The sequence below is a fragment of the Mesorhizobium koreense genome (genome assembly GCF_031656215.1).
GTDB lineage: Bacteria > Pseudomonadota > Alphaproteobacteria > Rhizobiales > Rhizobiaceae > Mesorhizobium_L > Mesorhizobium_L koreense.
The window spans coordinates 1,457,627-1,477,414 of the sequence record NZ_CP134228.1 but is presented as its reverse complement, the minus strand read 5'-3'; the positions used below and the strand labels follow the sequence as shown (position 1 = coordinate 1,477,414).

The window sequence follows — 19,788 nt, the reverse complement described above, 5'->3', positions numbered from 1 at the left end:
ACGGAGTCAAATGAATGTTGGCAAATTGGTTTACGGGTTCGGGGTAACGTTGCGGCATACCTTCGCGTCCAATCGCGCCTGAAACTCTGCATGGGGGTTACGCGCCACGGATTGGCTCGCGATGAAACCACGGATCGGGAAAACGCCATTGCCTGCCATCGAAATCCTCGTTCCGAAGGCTGGTGCCCGACTGTGGCAGAAGATTGTGATCGAAAGGCTGCGCGCCGCGGGCCATGATGTCGGCGTCGCGCATGCGCTTGGCAACGGCGGATGGCCGCTTTCCATGCGGACGGCGTCGGCGTTCGAGAGACGGCTGTTCCGCCGCGCCGGTCCCGGCCTGGTGGACCTCGCCGACATCGCCGAAGCGCCGGCGACCGCACCGCCGGCGCTGCGGTTCGACCTCGCGGGGACAGCATCGGGTGGGAACGTGCCGACGCTCAGGCTCGCCTTCGACGGCTCTTTCTCCGACACCGCCGTGCTGGCCGCCACCGCGGCAGGACGATTGCCCGACATCGAAGCCGTTCTTGACGGCGAAATCGTCGCCCGCGCCGCGCCGATGATCGACAAGCGCGAGGCCGCGATACTGGCCGCCGACGACGTGCTGGCCCGCGCCATTACTCTTGCCGTGTCGCTTGTTGGACGTATGGCGGAAGGCATGCCGGAGGCACCTCCCTCACTCCTTGGGGAAGGAGGTCGAGACGCGGTCAGGCATGCCCATCAACCGTTCCTGCGCCCTTACGTCTTTTCTGCCCTTCCGAGGCTCGGGCGCGAGGCGCTCAGGCGCGCACGCTTCCGCCATGCCCATTGGCGCGTCGGCTACCGCTTCACCGAAGGGCCAGGCGTCATGGAAACCGGCAAACTCGGAACAGGCTGGCGGCAGGTGCCGGACGATGGAACTCACTTCTATGCCGATCCCTTTCCGTTCGAATGGCAGGGCCGCTCATTCATCTTCGTCGAGGACTATCCGCACGCAACCGGCAAGGCGCTGATCTCGGCCGTCGAGGTCGATGAAACGAGCACGGCCTCAACGCCGACGCCGGTCCTGGAAGAGCCGTTCCACCTGTCCTATCCGCAGGTGTTCGAGCGCGAGGGCTCGATCTGGATGCTGCCCGAAGCGAGCGCCAGCAATCGCCTCACGCTATACCGCGCGGAGCGCTTCCCCGACCGCTGGACGCCCGAGGCAGTCCTTCTCGACGGGATGGCGGTTTCCGACGCCACCCTTCTCGAACATGACGGCCGGCTCTGGCTCTTCGCCACCGACCGCGACGGCTATGGCAGCACATCCGACACGCTCGTCGTCTTCCACGCGCCGGCACTCAAGGGACCATGGGCGCCGCACCGGCGAAACCCGATCCTCATCGACCGCCGGAAGGCGCGGCCCGGCGGCGCGTTCCAGCGCATCGGCGGCCGGATCCTGCTGCCCGTACAGGACGGGACGCAGGGCTATGGCGGCGGCCTCGGCCTCTCCAAACTCCTGCAACTCGACGAGAGCGATGTGCAGCTTTCGGACCCTACTCCGATTGGGCCCGCCCCTGTCGGGCCGGAGGGCGACTGGCCCTATCCGCAAATCCACACGCTGAACCGCGTTCGCCGCCTGGAGGTGATCGACGGCATCGCCGCCGTGCGGAAGCGATAAGGCTTTGCCTATTTAGGAGCGGATGAGCAGGCGCTCGTAGCCGACGCACATCGCCGAGGGCGAATAGCGTATGGCAAGCCCGCGCCCGAGATCGGCAAGCCGACCCGCGAGATCGGGTTTCCGCATCAAATCGGCGAGCGCCCGCGCGATATCCGCCGGGTCGGCGCCTTCGGCAAACAACGCCGCCGGTTCGCCCGCCTCGGTAGAGAGCACCTCGCGCAGCACGGGCAGCCCGTTGGCCACGACCGGCAGCCCCGCGATCGCGGCTTCGGCGACGGCCAATCCGAAGGTTTCGTTCATGGAGGGAAACACGTAGGCGTCGCCAGCCGCGAGGAATTCGTAGATGCGCGAGGGCGGCACCTCGCCGGCGAAATGCAGCCGGTCGGAGACGCCATGCTCTTTGGCAAAGGCGGCAAGCGGCTCGCGCTCCGGCCCGACCCCGGCAAGCGCGACATGGAGGTCGGGCAGTTTCGTCAACGCCCCGACCAGCGCGATATGGTTCTTGACCTGCGTCAGCCGCCCCGAGGAAAGCGCCAGCCACGCATCGCCCGGCAATCCGAACGCCGCCCGCGCCGCCGCCTTGTCGTAATGTCGGTCAGGCGCCTCTACACCGTGGTCGATGCGGTGGATGCGCCGCCTGTAGACCGACGGGTAATCCGCGAACTGCGCCTCCGTCCATGCCGAGTTGACGACGTTCGCCTGATAAAGACCGAGCGTCCCCATGAGCTTGTCGACCCTCGTCAGGAGCCCCATCAAACCATGCTTGTGGGGTGCCCCGCTCTGGTTGGCGATGATGTGCCGCGCGCCGGCGAACCGGCCGCCGATCGTGCCGAAGATATTGCCGTAATGCTGATAGGAGATCACCGCGTCCGGGCGCGCTCGGCGCAGATAGGCCATCAGCCCGGCCGAGGCGCGGATCTGGCCGGCGAGCCCGCGCGGCGGCTCGCTCAGTACGAAATCGGCGAAGGGATCGTCGTCATAGGCCGCGGTCTTGCGGTACATGAAGACGGTGCGCACCTCGTGCCCGCGCTCGCGCAAGCCCGAGCCGACCATGTCGGAGACACGCTGCGCGCCGGCCGCTTCCGCCTGTGTCTGGACTTGCACGACCTTCATGGGATGTTCTTCATAGGACGCCGCGCGGGACGAAGCTTTGCCGACCGGATCGCCTGTCTGCAAGAAGCCCGAGAACGGACGGATTGATGCCGATGGAACGCGTGGCGATGATAACGCCGATGATGTTCCACGTCGCTACCGTCGCCGCCGTCCCGAGCGCCGCGCCGACCGGACCGAACAGCCAGGTGACCAGTGCGGTGACCGCCAGCCCGAAGACATTGACGACAACGAGCAGCTTGAGCAGCGAATGCTGCAACCCGGTGAGTTGGAGCAGGAGTTCCATCGGCCCGCAGGCGGCAGCCACGGTGGCGCCAATGCCGAAGATCATGAGGACGGCGTGCATGGTCGGCGTCCCGTAGGCCGGTTCGAAAATGCACAGGATGAAGGTTCCGAAGAACCAGAACACGGTGAGGATCACCAGGGCCACCACGCATGCGCCGAGCGCCGTGAAACTGGTCGTGCGCTGCACGTGGGCCTTGTCGCCGGAATAGAAGGCACCCGAAATCTCCGGTGCAAGCGCCTGGTTGATGCCAGTGAGCGCCAGCACGACCAGCCGCGTCGTGCGGTCGGCGACGAAGACGGCGCCCGCGATCTCCGGCCCGAGGATGCCGGCAACCAGAAGCGTGCTCACCTGTCCGAGCGCCGGCGGCAGCGACGTCGCGCCCCACAGGCCGAGCGTCACCGATTTGAACTCGTCCTTCTGCGCCTTCGACAGCGGGCCGCGTTCGGCGCGATATGTGTCGGCGAGCAGCATGACCGTCTGCGGCAGGACGGCCGCGAGAAGTACGCCGGCCGTGAGCAGCGTCGCGGCGACGGCGCTGACCACCACGCCGAAGAAATGCATTCCAAGCACCAGGGCAATCACGCCAGCGCGCCAGACGACATCGCGTGGCAAGAGCCCGGAGACCAGCGCACCCTTGGCGCGGAAGGCGCCGGAGGCGAATTCCGACCAGCCGAGCGCGAAGGAAAGGATCGCCGCCGAAAGGCAAAGCGGCGTCCATTCCGGCGTGCCCGCGCCGACATAGGGAGAAAGGCCGAGCGCCACTACGAGCAGGCTCGTGGCGGCAACGCCGGCGAAGGCGACCGCTATGGCACAGCCCATCAGCCCGTGCGCCGAGCGCAGATCGTTGCCTTCGGCATATTGCGGCCAGAAGCGCAGCACCGTGCTCTGCTGGCCGACGCTGGCGAAAAAGGAAACGAGGCTGGCGCCGGCATAAGTGGCGCTGTAGAGGCCGAACTGGCGTTCGTCCATGACCAGCGCGACGACGACGAACATGAGAAAGGAGAGACCGGCGCTCGCCAGCTTGATAACGCCCGCGACCGCGCCGCTCCGCGCCAGGCCGGCAATCGACATGCGCACGACCGTTTCGGGTCCACGCTGGTGCCGAACGCGATTGTCGTGGTCTTCCATTGCGTCAAGCCGAATGAGACACGGGCCAGGGTCTGTTGAGTATCCGCATAAGAACAACGCGCTCCGGCCCGTGGGCGCGGGAGCGCGATCAACAGATAGTCCAAAGCCGGGCGAGCGGCCACCGGGAATGCCCGCCATGGTTACCGGCGGCTATTACCCCGATAACTGCCTTCAAACTCGGGACGGATTCAGCTCGGCAACCCGGAGGCGAGCATGGCGGCGACCTTATTCAGGGCCGCAACCCTGGCCTCGGCGGAACCGGCCGAATAGCCCTTGTCGAGCGCCCCGACGATCTCGCTGAAATAATCGAACTCCTTGGCGGCCATCTCGACTGTCAGCGGCTGGTCGTCATAGGCGTCGACGAAATGCTGCGCCGCATAAGCGATCAGCAGCAGGGCCGCGGCGTTTTCCGGTTCGCCGGCAATGCGCGCACGCGCTTCGCGGGCGCATTTGTCATAGGCGCGTACGCTGCCGCCCTGCTGGCTGAGACCCGTCAAAAACTCGGTAAACAACATGGTTCTGTCCTTTGGCGATTGTCACGGCAGTTCGGAGATGCCGCCATGGGCGGAGGACCAGGCGATGGGGGCTTTGAGGAAGCGCTCCACCTCGCCCAGCGTCGCGGCGTCGAAGCGCTGTTCCTCGCGGCACACCTTGAGCACGTCCCACCAGGTGGCGAGGTAATGCAGCCGCATGCCGGCGGCTTCGAGCCTGGCTGGCGTCTCCGGGAAAATGTCGTAGTAGAAGACCGCGAACGTGTCGGAGACCTTCGCCCCGGCATGGCCGATCGCCTCGGCGAATTTCAGCTTGGAGCCGCCGTCGGTGGTCAGGTCCTCGACCAGCAGCACGCGCGCCCCCTCGCTGAGGCTGCCCTCGATCTGGGCGTTGCGGCCGAACCCCTTCGGCTTCTTGCGCACATAGACCATCGGCAGGCCCATCTTGTCCGACAGCCAGGCGGCGAAGGGAATGCCCGCCGTCTCGCCGCCGGCCACCACGTCGAACTGCTCGAAGCCGACCGAGCGGAACACAAGCGAGGCGGCGAAGTCCATCAGCGCGGAGCGCACGCGCGGATAGGAGATCAGCTTGCGGCAGTCGATATAGACCGGGCTCGCCAGCCCCGAGGTGAAGGTATAGGGCTGGTCGGCGCGGAAATGCACCGCCTCGATCTCGATCAGCATGCGGGCGACGGTCCGCGCGATCAATTCGCGGTCGGGAAAACTATTGGAGAACATGGATTTCGCCCCGGTTCGTTCTGTTTATCTGGACGAAACCCCCGCTACCAGCTTCCATCACCCCTAGATAGCCTCCTCACACACATTCCAGTGGATGGGATGCATCGGGTCGAAAATCGTCACCGGGCCGGCGCGCATGACGAGCGATTTCGGATAGGCGACCGGCTCCTCCTGCCGCTTCAACGTGATACGCGCCTCGTTCGGCGGCAGCCGGTAGAAGGCCGGGCCGTTCAACGAAATGAAAGCTTCCAGCCGGTCGAGCGCGTTTTCCTCCTCGAACACATGCGCCAGGCAGGAAAGCGTGTTCGGCGCGCAGAAAACTCCGGCACAGCCGCAGGCGCATTCCTTGAGCGGGTCGAGGTGCGGGGCAGAATCGGTTCCGAGAAAGAAACGCTTGTCGCCGGAGGTCGCAGCCTCGCGCAGCGCCAGCCGGTGCACCTCGCGCTTGGCGACCGGCAGACAGTAGTAATGCGGGCGGATGCCGCCGGCGAGAATGGCGTTGCGGTTGATGATGAGGTGATGCGTGGTGATGGTGGCGCCGAGATTGCCGCCGCCCGATCGCGCGTAGGCGACCCCCTCCTTCGTGGTGATATGCTCCATGACGACGCGCAATTCCGGAATGCTGCGGCGTAACGGTTCGAGCACGCGTTCGATGAAGACGGCCTCGCGGTCGAAAATGTCGATCGCCGGATCGGTGACCTCGCCATGCACGCAAAGCGGCATGCCGATCGCCGCCATCCGCTCCAGCACGGGTTGGACCTTGGTGATGTCGCGAACGCCGCTTTGCGAGTTCGTCGTCGCGCCGGCCGGATAGAGCTTCACCGCCGTGACGACGCCGTCACGGAACCCGGCCTCTACATCGTCTGCGCGGGTGGCCTCGGTCAGATAGAGCGTCATGAGTGGCGTGAAATCGTGCCCCCGCGGCACCGCCTTCAGGATCCTGTCCCGATAGGCTCGCGCGTCTGCCGTGGTGACCACAGGCGGCACAAGGTTGGGCATGACGATGGCGCGGGCGAAATGCGTTGAAGTCGCCGGCAGCACCGCCTCCAGCATCGCGCCGTCGCGCAGATGCAGGTGCCAGTCGTCCGGCCGCCGGATCGTAAGCGTCTTCACCTTTTCTCTCCCATCAGGAACTCGTAGACGATGTCGGCCGCGCGCAGGAAATCGTCAAGCTCCATTGCCTCAGCCGGATTGTGCGAGCCGTTCTGGTTGCGCACGAACACCATGCCCGCCGGCACGCCGGCACCGGCGAAGACGGCGGCATCGTGCCCGCCGCCGCTCGCCATGACGAACGGCTCCTGCCCGGCGCGCTCCATCGCCGCCTTGAGGCCATCGACGATGCGAGGATCGCACAGCGCAGGCTCCACGCGCAGCTCAGGATCGACCTCGAAACGCACCTTCCGCTCCCGCTCCACTTGCCGCATCTCGGCCTTCAGGAGCCGGCGCATATCGTCCAGCGTCTCCGCGCTTTGCGAGCGGATGTCGAGGCTGAAGCGCACGCTGTCGGGAATGCGCGACATGGCGTGCTTTTCGGGGTCGGTCGCGACGATGCCGCTGGTGACAACCAGGTCGTCGCCCTTGTTGAGGATCGTCGTCCAGCTCTCGTCGAGCCGCACCAGAAGATCGGCGAGCGCCAGCACCGGGTCGCGGCGATAGGCCTTCGGCACCGCGCCGGAATGGCCCGCCTCACCGACGCATACGATCTCGCGATGGCGGAAATTGCCGCGGATGCCCGACACCACGGCGGCCGGTATGTTCCGGCCGATCAGGAGCGGGCCCTGCTCGATATGAAGCTCGATATAGGTTTCGATGCGGGAGAGATCGGCGAGTGGCGCGCCATTGCGGATATCCTCCATCGGCAGCCCGATTTCGGCCATGTGCTCGCCGAGCGGGCGCCCGTCGCCGCGATGCCGGGCGGCGAGTTCGGCGGAGCTGAGCGTTCCCGTCAGCGCCTTGGAGCCGAGATAGCAGGGGCCGAACCAGGCGCTTTCCTCGCCCCGCATGGCAAGCACATGCACCGGCGTGGAGAAGCGGTGGCCGCTGCGTTGGGCACGCAGCAGGCAAAGAAGCCCCGAGACGACGCCCGCAAGGCCGTCATAGTTTCCGCCGAAGGGAACGCTGTCGACATGCGAGGCGACGAGGGTGAAACGTTCCGCCTCGCGGTCGCCGGGAAGAGCGAAATTGGCGTTCAGGCCGGCATCATACCAGACCTCCAGCCCCTCCTTCCGCGCAAAGGCTTCGAGATATTCGAGCGTCCGCGTTTCGATCGTCGAGAAGGCCGGGCGGCTGACGCCTTCGGTATCCGGCGTCATCGCCGCGATCTCGCCGAACAGCCTGCCGACAATCTCAAGCTCCGCCGCATGATCGAGCGGCTGCTCAACCGCATGCCCGATAGGGGCGACAGCCGTCATGGCGCCGCCTCCATGAAGACGACGTTCTCACCCTGCTCCTCATCAATTACGGTGCCGATGAGTTCGCGCACCGAGGAGAGTCCCTCTGCCTCGAGATAGGCGGCAAGCCCGTCGATGATGCCAAGCATGGCGGTCGGATTGATGAAGGTCGCGGTGCCGACCTGCACGGCGCTCGCGCCCGCGATCAGGTATTCGAGCACGTCCTCGACCGTCGATATGCCGCCGCAGCCGATCACCGGGATACGGGTCGCGCGCGCGCATTGATAGGCCATCCTGAGCGCGATCGGCTTCAGCGACGGGCCGGAGAGCCCGCCCATGAGATTGCCGAGCTTCGGCCGCCGGGTGCGGATGTCGATCGCCATCGCCAGGATGGTGTTGGCGACGACCAACGCGTCGGCGCCGCCCTCCTCCGCAGCGCGCGCCACATCGGGCGTCTCGCCCGTGTTCGGCGTCAGCTTCGCCCACAGCGGCAGGCTGGTCGCCTTGCGCAGCCTGCGCATGACCTCGTAGGTCGAGGAAGGCCGGATGGCGAAGGCCTTGCCGTCTTCCTCGATATTCGGGCAGGAGATGTTGACCTCGATCGCGGCAACGCCGTCCACGCTCACTTCCGAGCACAGCGTCGCGAACTCGTCCGCCGTGTTGCCCGAAATGCTGACGACAAGCGGTGTCCGATAGACGCGGTAGAACGGGATCACATTCTGAACGAAATAGCCGACGCCCTTGCTCGGAATGCCGATGGAATTCAGCATGGAACCGCCGACCTCGCATACGCGCGGCGTCGGGTTGCCGTCGCGCCAGCCGCGCGTAATCGTCTTGGTGACGTGGGCGCCGAGTCGCTCCAGGTCGAAGATATCGGCAAGTTCCTCTGAGAAGGTACCCGAGGCCGGCATGATCGGGTTCTTCAGCCGCATACCGGCGATATCGACGGCGAGGTTTACCATGCCGTCGCCTCCTGGAGGTCGAAGACCGGACCTTCGCGGCAGACGCGCAGATTGACCGTGCGTCCCGCCTTGCGGAACGGACGCACACAGCAATGGCACATGCCGAGCCCGCAGGCCATCTGCTGCTCGAGCGCGATCTGGCCGGGAATGCCGTGCCGCGCGCCGAGGCGCTGGAGAAGCTTGAGCATGCGGTTCGAGCCGCAGGTGTAGAAGGCGTCGACGCCCTCCCTCGCGATCAGGTCCTCCAGCACCTTTTCCAGATTTTCCATCGCCGACGAGCCGTCGGAATCGGTCGCCGCGATAACCTCGGCGCCGAGGTTGCGGAAATAGTCGAGCGACATCAGGAGTTCCGGCGAACGCGCGCTGCAGATGGCGGTGAGCTTGCGGCCAAGCCGCCGCGCCTCGAGCGCGAGCGGAGCAAGCGTCGCAAGCCCGACGCCGCGCGCCAGCAATACCAGATGCCGCCATTCGGGCGCGATCTCGAAGGGTCGGCCGAGCGGCCCGACCACGTTCAGGCGATCACCCGTATCGAGCGCGGCGAGCGAGCGCGTGCCCGCACCCGTCACCTTGTAGAGGAATTCCAGTTCGCCCCTTTCCTCGTCGAAGCCATAGATGCTCATCGGCCGGCGCAGATAGGGCGTCTCGCCCGCTATTTGAGGACAGAGGATGTGGAAGAACTGGCCGGCACGGCAGCGCGAGACGAGATCGGCCGGCGCGGCCAGCACGAGCTTCATATATTCGCCGTTCACCGGCAGATTGCCGACGACCGGAAGCGCGCGCTCGAAGGCGACGGGCGGCTGCGGGAACCGCATGCCGCCGCCGTCTTTCGGTGCCCTGTCGACGGACGTACTCATCCGAAGACGAGGCGGGGCAGTATGGTCGAGATCCCCGGCACGTAGGTGATGACCAGAAGTGCTGCGATATTGGCCAGCACGAAGGGCACGATCCCCGCGACGATGGTCGCCACCGGCTTTTGCAGGGTCGAGGAGGCGACGAAAAGATCGAGCCCGAAGGGCGGCGTGATCATGCCGATCGAGATGTTCAGCGTGACGATCATGCCGAAATGCACGGGATCGATGCCAAGCGCGGTCGCGACCGGGAAAAGCGGCGGCACCAGGATCAGGAGCGCCGAATTCGGATCGATGAACATGCCGGCGATGAAGAAGCAGACATTGACGATCAGCAGGAAGACGACCGGTCCGGCATGGATGAAGTCGAGGAAATGGGTGATGGCGGTCGGCACCTGCGCCAGCGTGATGAAGTAGGAAAGCAGCCCGCCCAGCGCCAACAGGACGAAGACGATCGCCGTGGAAATGGCGGCCTGTTCGGTAAGCTTGAAGAGCTTGGAGAACGGCAGGTCGCGGAAGATCACGCTCTCCACGAAGATCGCGTAGACGACGCTGACCGCGGCGGCTTCTGTCGGCGTGAAGAAGCCGGCATAGATGCCGCCGAGGATGATGACTGGCATGCCGAGCGCCCAGCCGGCATGCGATATGGCCTTCAGCCGCTCGGGCCATGCGCTGGGCACGCCCCGCTTGATGCCGCTCCTGTGCGCCTCCCAAGCGACCAGCACGGCAAAGGCGAGGCCAAGCACGAAGCCGGGCGCGATGCCCGCGACGAAAAGCTTGGCGACCGACGTTCCCGTCATCCAGCCATAGATGATGAAGGTGATCGAAGGCGGAATGAGGAGCGCGGTCTCCGCGCTCGAAGCAATCAGGCCGAGGCTGAACTTGTCGCTGAAGCCGTTCGACCTGAGTTCGGGATAGACCATCCGTCCCATGGCCGCGACAGTGGCCGGAGCCGAGCCCGAAACCGCTCCGAACGCCATGGACGCGCCGATCGTGGTGTAGCCGATGCCGCCGCGCGTATGGCCGCAAAAGGCCTGGACGAGGCCGGTCAGCCGCTTGGCGATCTGGCCACCGCCCATCAACTCCGCCGCCAGGATGAAGAAGGGGATGGCGAGAAGCGTCGAATGGTTGATGCCGCCGACGATCTTCTGCACCAGGACCGGGTCGGGCAGCCTGCCGTAGAAGAACTCCTTGACCATCAGCGCGGGAACGCCGAGCACGAGGAACATCTCGAAGCCGAAAACGAGCATCACCACGGCGACGATGACGACAAGCGCGAGGAGAAACATCAGTATTCCTCCGCTGTCTCGTCGGAATAGCGGTCGATAGCGCCGATCAGGCTGAGGAAATACCGGAGCGCCAAAAGCCCGAAACCGATGGCCGGCGCGAGATAGATCCAGAAGATGGGGATATCGAGCGTCGCGCTCTTCTGCCCCATCGAGTAGACGAATTCCGTCATGCGCCAGCCGAGCCAGAGGAGATAGAGGCTGAAAAGGAAGCCGACGGCGTCGATGAGCTTGCGCACGGGCAAGCCCGTGGAGGCCGCGATACGATCCCGCCAGGTATGAACGCCGACATGCCGCCCATATTCGAGCGCCAGGCCGATCGCGAGAAAGACCAGGAACAGGTTGAGCGTCCTGACCGCTTCCTCCACCCAGGCGAAATCGGACGCGAAGGTCCCGCCGAACTGGCGCGCCACTACGTTGAGAAAATAGAGAACGACCATGAGGAGGAAGATCGTGACGATCGACGCCCGCTCTATGGTCCGCAGTACGGATAGCGCCTTCAAGGTGAAGTCTCCGTTCATTGGTCCGGTGGAAAAGGAACCGCGAGCCGCATCGGATGCGGCGCCGCGATCAAACGACGGCGGCGAGCATTGCCGGTGCCCGGCGCCGCGGCGTTACTTGGTTGCCGCGTCGTATTCCTTTTCGTAGACCTCGATCAGCTTCTTGCCTTCGTCGCCGGCGCGCTCGACATAGGCGGCGCGTGCGGCCGGATACATCTTCTCGCGGAAGGCCTTCTTTTCCTCCGGGCTAAGCTTGTGAATCTTGATGCCGGAAGCCTTGATCTCGTCGAGGGCGGCCTGGACGGACGCCTCCTTGTGCTTGATCAGGTCCGGGATCACTTCCTTGAAGGTGTCGGAGATGATCTTGCGGTATTCCTCCGGCATGCTGTTCCAGAACGCGGGATTGAACAGGATGACGTCTTCCATCGCACCGTGGTTCGACAGGACGAGATACTTCTGCACCTCGTAGAATTTCATGCGCTGGATCGTGTCGAGCGGATTCTCCTCGCCGTCGACGACACCGGTCTGGAGTGCCGTGTAAAGCTCGCCAAAGGGCAGCGACACGGCCGAGGCGCCAAGGGCGTTGAACTGCTGGATCAGGATGTTGGAATCCATGACACGGAATTTCTGGCCGGCGAAGTCGGCAAGGTCGTCGAGCGGCTTGGAAGAGGTGAAGTTCTTCTTTCCGTTCGGCCAAAGCCCGATGCATTTGACACCGCGCGAGGCAAAGGAATCGCAGACCGCGTCGCCGAAGGCACCGCCGCGGATCTTCTGCGCGGTGGCGTCGTCGTCCGGCAGCAGGAAGGGGATATCGAGGATCGAAACCGCGGGATTGAAGCCACCCAGGAACGCGGCCGGAGCGACGGTCGCTTCGAGCGAGCCGAGCTGCACGGCCTCCGTCATCTCGCGCTGCTGGCCGAGCTGGCCCTGCGGGAAGATCTGGAACTCTACGGCGCCTTTGGTCCGTTCCGAGACCAGTTTGGCGACCTTCTCCAGAAAGACGTTACGCGATTGCTGCGCCGATTCCAGATGGCCGATCTTGGCCACGAACTCCGCCGCAAGCGCGCCCGAGACCAGCGTGACGCTCAGTGCGGCCGCCGCCGTCGCCGCGGCCAGTTTACGAAATATGTTCATTGTACCCCTCCCGTTCGATAAAACCGAGTGAAGCGGAGAGCCTAAGCAGCCCTCGCTATGCCTGTCAACGAATTTTATCAAAAATGAGACTAACGGTTATTCCGTCGCATAATTGATAATATTTTCAGCCGAGTTGACAAAAATACGTGCCGGACGTTAACCAGTACAGCATCCGGGCTGTCGGCGCGATCATGGAAAACCTGATACGATTCAGCGATATAGGTGCACGCCTCAGGGCATATCGCATCGGCAAGGGCATCGCGCCGGAACTTCTGGCGACAAGGCTGGGCATTTCCCGCGCCGCGCTTTACCGCGCCGAAAAGGGCCAGATTCGCAAAATTGAGATGCTGACCAGCATCGCCGACGAACTCGATGTCTCTCTGCCGAGCCTGATGGGCGTCGGCGTAGAATATGTCAGCACGGCCACGGCCTTCTTCGAGCGCATGCGGCAACTGGAGGAGCAGTGCCGCCAGGTGATCGGCCTGTTCAGCCCCGTTTCCTACCTGCTCACCTCCGATGCCTATGACGAGGTGCTTTCGGAGGTGCTGAGGGAGGCGATCCCGGACGGCGCGGACGCCGACGGCTCCTCCTCGCGCGCCATCGACGCGCTGCTCGACATATTGAAAGCACGCAAAGAGAGCTTTCGCGAGCGCAATCCCCTGATCGTCAGCCTCATAGCGTCGGCCGATTTCGAACGCTTCCTGCTGCACGGCCTCGTCGGTCGCCACGACCTCTCCCGAGAGATCACCGACCGTCGCCGGCTGAGCGCGCGGCAGGAGACGGAGCACATCGTCCGCATGCTGCGCGAGCAGCCGATGGGCATCCAGATCGGCGTCGTGCGTGAACCGGTCCCGGCGACCAGCTTCCAGATATTCCGCCAGGTCGACCGTTCGATCCTGGCGATCAGCCCCTTCCGGCTCGGCGAACAGCCGAACGTCCGCCTCGGCGTCGCCCTCATCACCTCCGCGCCCGAGGCGATGACGCTGCACGAGGACATCGCCGCCAGGCTCTGGCGCGATGCCTTGAAGGGGATGGAGGCGGCCGAATACCTGGAATCGATGATCGAGAAATACGCGATCGCGCGATAGGAACGCGACGGACTGCGTATATGGCTGCTGACGCCGCAGGAGAAACGGCCAAGCCGAGCCCAGCTTCGCGTCCGGGGCACGCCCTTCACATGGCGATCCGCCGACCTCGTTTTCCGGGCTGAAGACTTCAGGATAAGCGATCTCGAGTTCGTGCGGTAGCCGAGGCGAAGCGGCTCGGTATCCCGCCGGTCAATTTGGAGATGTGGGCGGATCGGAAGCACGAGATCTAGATCCCTGCCTTCGTTTCTTACAGATTTGTATATTTTGCGCGACACCTGCGTAATATGTATAGATCAAATCTATTATATGGATGACGCTCTTTTCGATACGAGATACCGCCTTAGGAAAACGAACTTACCTATATCGGTATTTATTATATGCAAGGACGAAGAACGTTATATTGAGAGGTGTATTCGCAGCGTATCGATGTGCTCAGAGATCATTCTGGTAGATTGCGGCTCCACCGATTGCACGCAGCAGATTGTTGAGAGGCTTCAAAGGGAAGGCTTCCCTCTTCGGTTCATCTTCGAGCCATGGCGGGGATACGGGGGTCAAAAACAATTCGCGCTGGAACAATGCTCACAGGAATGGTGCCTGAGTATCGACTGTGATGAACGGTTAAGCCCCGATCTCATCAATGCGTTGCCAGACCTTATTTCGCAACGCGATATTGCCGCCTGGAAGATCACTAGATACGACTATCTCCCGGGCTTTGGTTTTGTGCCGCCACGCGCGCATGAACGTTTTCACGTCAGGCTTTTCCAACGGGGTCTTGGAGCTTTCAACCCCGAAGATCGCGTCCATGAGGGCCTCAAGGTAAAAGGCCGCGTCGAAAAAGCAGGACGGGGCGGGCTGTTGCACTTCCGTCCTCTTCCTCTATCCGAGCAGATACTTAAAGAGAACAATTACTCGACGCTCAAGGCGACTATGAAGGCCGAGAGAGGGATGTCTCCGCGGCCATTCAAAATGATCGTGAGCCCGCCAATATTCTTTCTGCGCTGGTATTTTCGATATGGGCTTTGGAAATGCGGCTGGCCGGGGTTCATCCGCGCGGCGAACGGGGCGATATATTCCTATCTGACCGAAGCCAAGCGTTATGAATTTGAGGCCTTACGGAAGGTGCCCCCAGTCGAACCTGAAAATCCGCTCGGCTACTGAGAGGTAGCCGACGGCCAGTGCTGATCATTTAGATATTTCGATCATCCAACCACAGTTGCCCGCCACATTCTCAGGCGTCGTCGACCTCCGCAGGAGTTCCGGCTTGCATACGGCTGAAGCCCGCACCGAGAAGCAGCACGAGCCCCGTGATTCCGCCCAAGGCGACCGGCGACCAGGGACTCCGTTTGCATCCACGATTTTTCCATTTGTCGAAATCAACTCGCATGGCCGCCGTCAAAATATGCCGGTGGCAAAGCGGTCGAGTTTCGTGCCTTCTCGATAGACAAGCCGGATAATGATTGCGGCGGTGGCGCCGGTAAAGGCGCCGCCCATGACATCGGTGACATAATGGGTGCCGACATAGACCCGTGACCAGCAGATCATTGCCGCCAGCAACAGAAGGCCCAGCGTCCGGCGCGGCAGGCGTTGCATGGCGAACGACGCGACGACTGATATGGCGGCGGTTGCGTGATCGGAAGGAAAAGACCAGTCGGTGCTACGTGCAATGATCAGATGGGACACCCCTGCGTCATAGGGCCGGACACGATGCACGATCAGGATGATGGCCTGATTGATCGCCAGGCCGAGCAGGAACGACAGGCCCGAAGCGAGCGCGGCATGACGGACGTGAGCCCGATCGTTTCCATCCCACCACATAAGGGCCACCAGAATAACGATCAGCGGGACACCGAATTGCGTCGCCCCGATGAAGACGGCATCCCAGAAAGGGTGCGCACCAGCCGGAGCGTTCATCCATCGCGTAACCGCAATATCCATCATCTTATCCGTGGTTTGCCTGACAGGAAGGAAAGCGTCTCCTCCGATGAACGAGCAGCATATTCATCGAATTTTTCAGGTCGGCATTATCTTGAAGGGACTGCATGCGCTCATCGAATGCGCCGGCGGCGTCGCGCTCTATTTCATATCCACGGAATCCATTGTTCATTGGGTCGATCTGTTGACCCAGGAGGAATTGATCGAGGATCCGGACGATTTTGTCGCGACCCATCTTCTCATGGTTGCCCAACATCTCTCCGTTGGAACCGAGACGTTCTACGCCTTCTATCTCCTGAGCCACGGCTTGGTGAACGTCGCGCTTGTCATTGGCCTTCTCAGGGGCAGGCTTTGGGCCTATCCAGTCTCGCTTGCAGTGCTCGTCGCCTTCATCGCCTATCAAGGCTACCGGTATTCCTACACGCACTCGATCGGGTTGATGGTGCTGACCGCGTTCGATATCGTGATCATCTGGCTCATCTGGCACGAATGGCGGCTGCTCAGGCTTCGTCGCGCCTGAAGCCCAATCCGCATCGCTCGTCGGCTGCGCTGTTTCCACGTATATCGCTTCCGTAATAGCTGCTGGCACACCCATGCCCGACAAGGCCTGAGGCTTCGTCCAGAACACCCCTTTACTCACCCGGTCATTCAGCCGCCGCAGCCGCACCGGGGTGGATTCCCGCGCGCTGCGGCAGGATCAGGATGAGAACCATGATGATGGCGGCCATCACCGCTGAAGCCACGGGACGGCTGAGATCAAGTCCTCCGTGGGCAATCGGCTTGTCGAGGAAATCGCCGACGGTTGCGCCGAGCGGTCGCGTCAGGATGAAGGCGAGCCAGAACAGATAGACGCGGGATGCGTTCGTTAAGTAGTAGAGAGCCGCGAGCGCCGCCAGGCCACCAGCAAAGATAAGCGCCCCGCCCGCATAGCCCGTTCCGGCTGAATCCGCCATCCAGTCGCCAAGCGCCGTACCGAGCGTCTGGGAGAATGTGATCGTGACCCAATAGAATAGTTCGACCCCGGGCGTGGCAACGGTCTGGACATCGATCGAACCAAGCGTCAGACGCCATATTGCGAGGGAGAGGACGACGCAGGTTACCAGTATGGTGACGCCGCCCGGATAGCCGATGCCGAGCGCGCGATCGACATAATCGGCCAACGCGGTGCCGACCGTAGTGGACGCCACGATCGCCGCCCAATAAGCCCATGGATTGAACTTCTCCATCACGATCTGGATGATGACCGCGGCGACGAAAATGGCGGCAAATATCGCAGTACCTGCCAGATAGCCCCCGTTATGGGCGTTCTGGTCCGCATGCAACCACGTCATCGTCACAGAGTCGCCGCCAGTCTCTCCAAGCGTTGTGGCAAGAACCTTGATGATCCAGAAGCCAAGCGTTACCGCCGGTACCTTTGCGAGAGTCCCAAGGATTTCTTTGTTCATTTCGGCCTCGACGAATGTGAAACTACTCAAATCTGAGCCGTTGCTACGGGCCTTGGTTCGCCTGATCCTCACAAGCGCCTTACGATTTCGTAAGCTTCGCCGACCCTCTTCGCCGAACCACGAGAACCGGATACTGTGCGACGAAAGACGCGCATTTGCCGCTCGCGTAGCGCTCGTCCAGGGACCTTTCCGCCTTCTGCACTTCTCCGCGAGCGGATGACTTTTAGCGGGCCGGATTGTTGTCGTAGGTGAGGTTGACGTGCGTTCCAGGAGGCAGATGGCGGCCGGTGTGGACCGTGAAATAGGCTTCGGCGCCGAATTTCCTCGGCCTTGGGCGAGGAATGACCTTGATGTTTCTGATCTCGAACGGTCGGCCGTTGGGCGGATCGATCCGTGCATCCACGCCACCGGTAAACCCGAAAGCTCTGGAAGTCATCGGCAAGGCAGCCTCGCCATCGATAACGGTCTCTTCAGGCGTGTCGCGCGCCGCCGCGACCGACACATAAGCGGGCGCAGACGGCGAGACGGTGACCTTGACATCATCCGCTCGCGCCCCGGTCGACACGCACCCCGCAAGCCCCAGCGCTGCAAATGTAATAAGAGGAACAACAACCTTGTACATCGCTTGTCTCGCCGGAAGCCCTGTCTCGCTGGAAAAATCTGTTGGCGCGGCATAGAACCGGTTTGTTGCCGGCGACGTGTGGAGAACTTACCGATCCGTAAGATTGGAGAAGGAAAGCGGTGAGATTGGTCCGGCAAGTCTGGATGACGGTCCAACGGCAGTGATCAACAAAGATGCGGCTCCTCCTGATTGAAGATGACGCCAAGACGGCGAATTTCGTTTCCCACGGCCTTTCGGAGGAAGGTCACGTCTGTGATATTCTCAACAACGGCCAGGATGGCCTCTTCCACACGCTGCGAGAGCAATACGACGTCGTCATAGTCGATCGTATGGTTCCGGATCTCGACGGCTTGTCGCTGGTAAAAGCCCTTCGCTCGGCCGGCAACAGGACTCCGGTCCTCTTCCTGACCGCCGTCGGTGGTATCGACGACCGTGTCGAAGGACTGGAGGCTGGAGGCGATGACTACCTGGTCAAGCCGTTCGCCTTCGCCGAACTGCTTGCCCGCGTGAACGCCCTTTCTCGCCGCCCGCCGGCCATTGCGGAGCGTACCCTGCTTCAGGTAGCGGATTTATCGATGGATCTCATCCGCCGGCGTGTCACCCGCGGCGGCAAGACCCTTGACCTGCAACCACGCGAACTTGCCTTGCTTGAAGTGCTCATGCGCGCGGACGGACGCGTCCTGACGAGGACAATGTTGCTGGACAGGGTATGGGGAATCAATTTCGATCCCGGAACAAGCGTCGTCGAGTCGCACATCAGCCGTCTCCGCGCAAAGATCGACAAGCCCTTCCGCACGCCACTCCTGCATACGATACGAAATACCGGCTATGCCCTTCATGCGCCGAGGTGACCTGGCGCGAAGCACGCCGTTTCGCCTTGCGCTGACCTTCGGTGCTCTCTTCCTTGGTGCGTTTGTTCTCACCGGCGTCGTGGTCTATCAACTCATCAAGCTGGACATGTATCGACGGCATGACGATGCAGTTCGCCAGACCTTCCTGTCTCTGGCAGGAACATATGAGGACGACCGGACCGATTTCCTCGATGCGGTTCGCGTCGACATGCAGGCGACGCGGCATCGCAATGAAGTCTATTTGGCGATCGGGGACGACGGGTCCAAGCTGGCAGGAAACGTACCCCTTGTTGATGTGCCAAATGGATGGTCCACTCTGCCGGCCGCATCGCTTGGACTGAGATCGGATTTCGAGTATCGCGTCTTTGCCGGTCCGGTCCGCGACACGCGGCTCGTCGTCGGCGAAAGCTACCGCGACATCGAGAATCTCGAAGACCTCACGCTTGGCAGTCTCGCCTGGACTTCCATTCTCGTCCTTATCCTGTCCGTGGCTGGAGGGGCTCTGATCGCCACCCGTGCCGAGCGCCGCTTCCAGGCCGTTCGCGAAACGATGGACAGGGTCGCTCACGGAGACCTGGCTGCCAGAATTCCACTCCATGGCAAGGGCGACGATATTGCCCTGCTTTCCCAGGACATAAACCTTGCGCTGGGCCGTCTGCAAAGCAATGTCGAGGGCATGCGACAGGTCAGCACGGACATCGCGCACGACCTGAAGACGCCTCTGAACCGGCTCGGGATCAGCCTGGAGGAGGCGCGTCGAAAGCTGGCCCGCGGCCAGCCGGTTGAAGACGAAATCGACGCCGCCGATGCCGAGGTCCAGCAGATCAACGGCACTTTCGACGCACTGCTCAGGATTACGCAGATCGAATCGGGCGCGCGTCGGGTACGGTTCGGGCCTGTGGATGTAAAGGAGGTTCTTGAGGCGGTGGCCGAGTTGTTCAGCGGAGCGCTTGAGGATGCCGGAATGTCGATCGAGACCACGTTGCCTGTCGGTCCGTGCACAATGGAAGGCGACCGCCAGTTGCTTATGCAGCTCTATTCAAACCTGGTGGAAAATGTGCTCCGGCACTGTCCGAAAGGTACGCATGTGCACCTTTCCGCCAGGGTGACCGACAATGAGATCACAAGCAGGGTTGAAGATAACGGCCCGGGAATTCCTTCCGATGAGCACGAGAACGTGTTCCGGCGCCTTTATCGTCTCGAACGAAGCCGCACCTCTCCCGGAACGGGACTTGGGCTGAGCCTGGTCCGGGCAATAGCGGATATCCACGAGGCCCACCTGATACTTGAGGACGCCAACCCGGGACTATCGGTAAAGGTGACGTTCCCTCGCGTCTAAAG

The 19,788-nt window shown here is 62.7% G+C and carries 20 protein-coding genes; 6 read left to right on the top strand and 14 right to left on the bottom strand.

Going from position 1 to position 19,788, the window contains the following annotated elements:
• Positions 1-148 precede the first annotated feature (148 nt).
• Entirely contained in the window at positions 149-1,636 is a 1,488-nt protein-coding gene (locus RBH77_RS07070) for a glucosamine inositolphosphorylceramide transferase family protein (RefSeq protein WP_311031433.1), read from the top strand.
• 12 nt (positions 1,637-1,648) lie between these two features.
• On the opposite strand, the gene RBH77_RS07065 is transcribed toward RBH77_RS07070, so the two are convergent.
• The 11 genes from RBH77_RS07065 to RBH77_RS07015 form a co-directional block, all read right to left on the bottom strand.
• On the bottom strand, positions 1,649-2,749 hold the full coding sequence (locus RBH77_RS07065; protein WP_311031431.1) for a glycosyltransferase family 4 protein: 1,101 nt from the start codon (positions 2,747-2,749) through the stop codon (positions 1,649-1,651).
• A 10-nt stretch (positions 2,750-2,759) separates the two neighbouring features.
• Positions 2,760-4,160, bottom strand: coding sequence for a lipopolysaccharide biosynthesis protein (locus RBH77_RS07060; RefSeq protein ID WP_311031430.1), 1,401 nt, complete (start codon positions 4,158-4,160; stop codon positions 2,760-2,762).
• Between the two features lie 188 nt (positions 4,161-4,348).
• Entirely contained in the window at positions 4,349-4,675 is a 327-nt protein-coding gene (locus tag RBH77_RS07055) for a hypothetical protein (protein WP_311031429.1), read from the bottom strand.
• A gap of 21 nt (positions 4,676-4,696) precedes the next feature.
• Positions 4,697-5,389 carry an orotate phosphoribosyltransferase gene (locus tag RBH77_RS07050; RefSeq protein ID WP_311031428.1) on the bottom strand — a complete coding sequence of 231 codons (693 nt, stop codon included), beginning with the start codon at positions 5,387-5,389 and terminating at the stop codon, positions 4,697-4,699.
• Positions 5,390-5,452: 63 nt separating this feature from the next.
• On the bottom strand, positions 5,453-6,502 hold the full coding sequence (gene pyrC / locus RBH77_RS07045) for a dihydroorotase (protein ID WP_311031427.1): 1,050 nt from the start codon (positions 6,500-6,502) through the stop codon (positions 5,453-5,455).
• Entirely contained in the window at positions 6,499-7,800 is a 1,302-nt protein-coding gene (locus RBH77_RS07040) for a Zn-dependent hydrolase (protein ID WP_311031426.1), read from the bottom strand. The genes pyrC and RBH77_RS07040 overlap by 4 nt, the downstream gene beginning before the upstream one ends.
• On the bottom strand, positions 7,797-8,741 hold the full coding sequence (locus RBH77_RS07035) for a dihydroorotate dehydrogenase (RefSeq protein ID WP_311031425.1): 945 nt from the start codon (positions 8,739-8,741) through the stop codon (positions 7,797-7,799). The genes RBH77_RS07040 and RBH77_RS07035 overlap by 4 nt, the downstream gene beginning before the upstream one ends.
• Positions 8,735-9,553, bottom strand: coding sequence for a dihydroorotate dehydrogenase electron transfer subunit (locus RBH77_RS07030; RefSeq protein WP_311031424.1), 819 nt, complete (start codon positions 9,551-9,553; stop codon positions 8,735-8,737). Before RBH77_RS07030 ends, RBH77_RS07035 begins: the two co-directional genes overlap by 7 nt.
• A 38-nt stretch (positions 9,554-9,591) precedes the next feature.
• On the bottom strand, positions 9,592-10,878 hold the full coding sequence (locus tag RBH77_RS07025) for a TRAP transporter large permease (protein ID WP_311031423.1): 1,287 nt from the start codon (positions 10,876-10,878) through the stop codon (positions 9,592-9,594).
• The gene (locus tag RBH77_RS07020; protein WP_311031422.1) at positions 10,878-11,378 is read right to left on the bottom strand and encodes a TRAP transporter small permease; all 501 of its coding nucleotides are present in this window, start codon (positions 11,376-11,378) and stop codon (positions 10,878-10,880) included. Before RBH77_RS07020 ends, RBH77_RS07025 begins: the two co-directional genes overlap by 1 nt.
• A gap of 111 nt (positions 11,379-11,489) precedes the next feature.
• The gene (locus tag RBH77_RS07015; protein ID WP_311031421.1) at positions 11,490-12,509 is read right to left on the bottom strand and encodes a TRAP transporter substrate-binding protein; all 1,020 of its coding nucleotides are present in this window, start codon (positions 12,507-12,509) and stop codon (positions 11,490-11,492) included.
• A gap of 191 nt (positions 12,510-12,700) precedes the next feature.
• On the opposite strand from RBH77_RS07015, the gene RBH77_RS07010 reads away from it, so the two are divergent.
• Together RBH77_RS07010 and RBH77_RS07005 are read left to right on the top strand one after the other, a co-directional pair.
• The gene (locus tag RBH77_RS07010; protein ID WP_311031420.1) at positions 12,701-13,597 is read left to right on the top strand and encodes a helix-turn-helix domain-containing protein; all 897 of its coding nucleotides are present in this window, start codon (positions 12,701-12,703) and stop codon (positions 13,595-13,597) included.
• 306 nt (positions 13,598-13,903) lie between these two features.
• Positions 13,904-14,755: a glycosyltransferase family 2 protein gene (locus RBH77_RS07005; RefSeq protein ID WP_311031419.1), complete on the top strand. Its 852-nt coding sequence runs from the start codon at positions 13,904-13,906 to the stop codon at positions 14,753-14,755.
• A gap of 234 nt (positions 14,756-14,989) precedes the next feature.
• On the opposite strand, the gene RBH77_RS07000 is transcribed toward RBH77_RS07005, so the two are convergent.
• Positions 14,990-15,532 (bottom strand): phosphatase PAP2 family protein, encoded by a 543-nt coding sequence (locus tag RBH77_RS07000; RefSeq protein WP_311031418.1) that lies wholly within the window; start codon positions 15,530-15,532, stop codon positions 14,990-14,992.
• Between the two features lie 46 nt (positions 15,533-15,578).
• Here RBH77_RS07000 and RBH77_RS06995 point away from each other — a divergent pair, with 46 nt between their 5' ends.
• Positions 15,579-16,049 carry a DUF2127 domain-containing protein gene (locus RBH77_RS06995; protein WP_311031417.1) on the top strand — a complete coding sequence of 157 codons (471 nt, stop codon included), beginning with the start codon at positions 15,579-15,581 and terminating at the stop codon, positions 16,047-16,049.
• A 124-nt stretch (positions 16,050-16,173) separates the two neighbouring features.
• Here the strand turns inward: RBH77_RS06995 and RBH77_RS06990 are convergent, their stop codons facing one another.
• The gene (locus RBH77_RS06990; protein ID WP_311031416.1) at positions 16,174-16,974 is read right to left on the bottom strand and encodes a COG4705 family protein; all 801 of its coding nucleotides are present in this window, start codon (positions 16,972-16,974) and stop codon (positions 16,174-16,176) included.
• A gap of 223 nt (positions 16,975-17,197) precedes the next feature.
• Positions 17,198-17,596, bottom strand: coding sequence for a hypothetical protein (locus RBH77_RS06985; RefSeq protein ID WP_311031415.1), 399 nt, complete (start codon positions 17,594-17,596; stop codon positions 17,198-17,200).
• Between the two features lie 173 nt (positions 17,597-17,769).
• Between RBH77_RS06985 and RBH77_RS06980 the strand changes: the two genes are divergently transcribed.
• Both RBH77_RS06980 and RBH77_RS06975 read left to right on the top strand, forming a co-directional pair.
• A complete protein-coding gene (locus RBH77_RS06980; protein ID WP_311031414.1) occupies positions 17,770-18,447 on the top strand; it encodes a winged helix-turn-helix domain-containing protein in 678 nt (225 codons plus the stop codon).
• Positions 18,434-19,786, top strand: a complete 1,353-nt coding sequence (locus RBH77_RS06975; protein WP_311031413.1) for a sensor histidine kinase — start codon at positions 18,434-18,436, stop codon at positions 19,784-19,786. Before RBH77_RS06980 ends, RBH77_RS06975 begins: the two co-directional genes overlap by 14 nt.
• Positions 19,787-19,788: the final 2 nt, after the last annotated feature.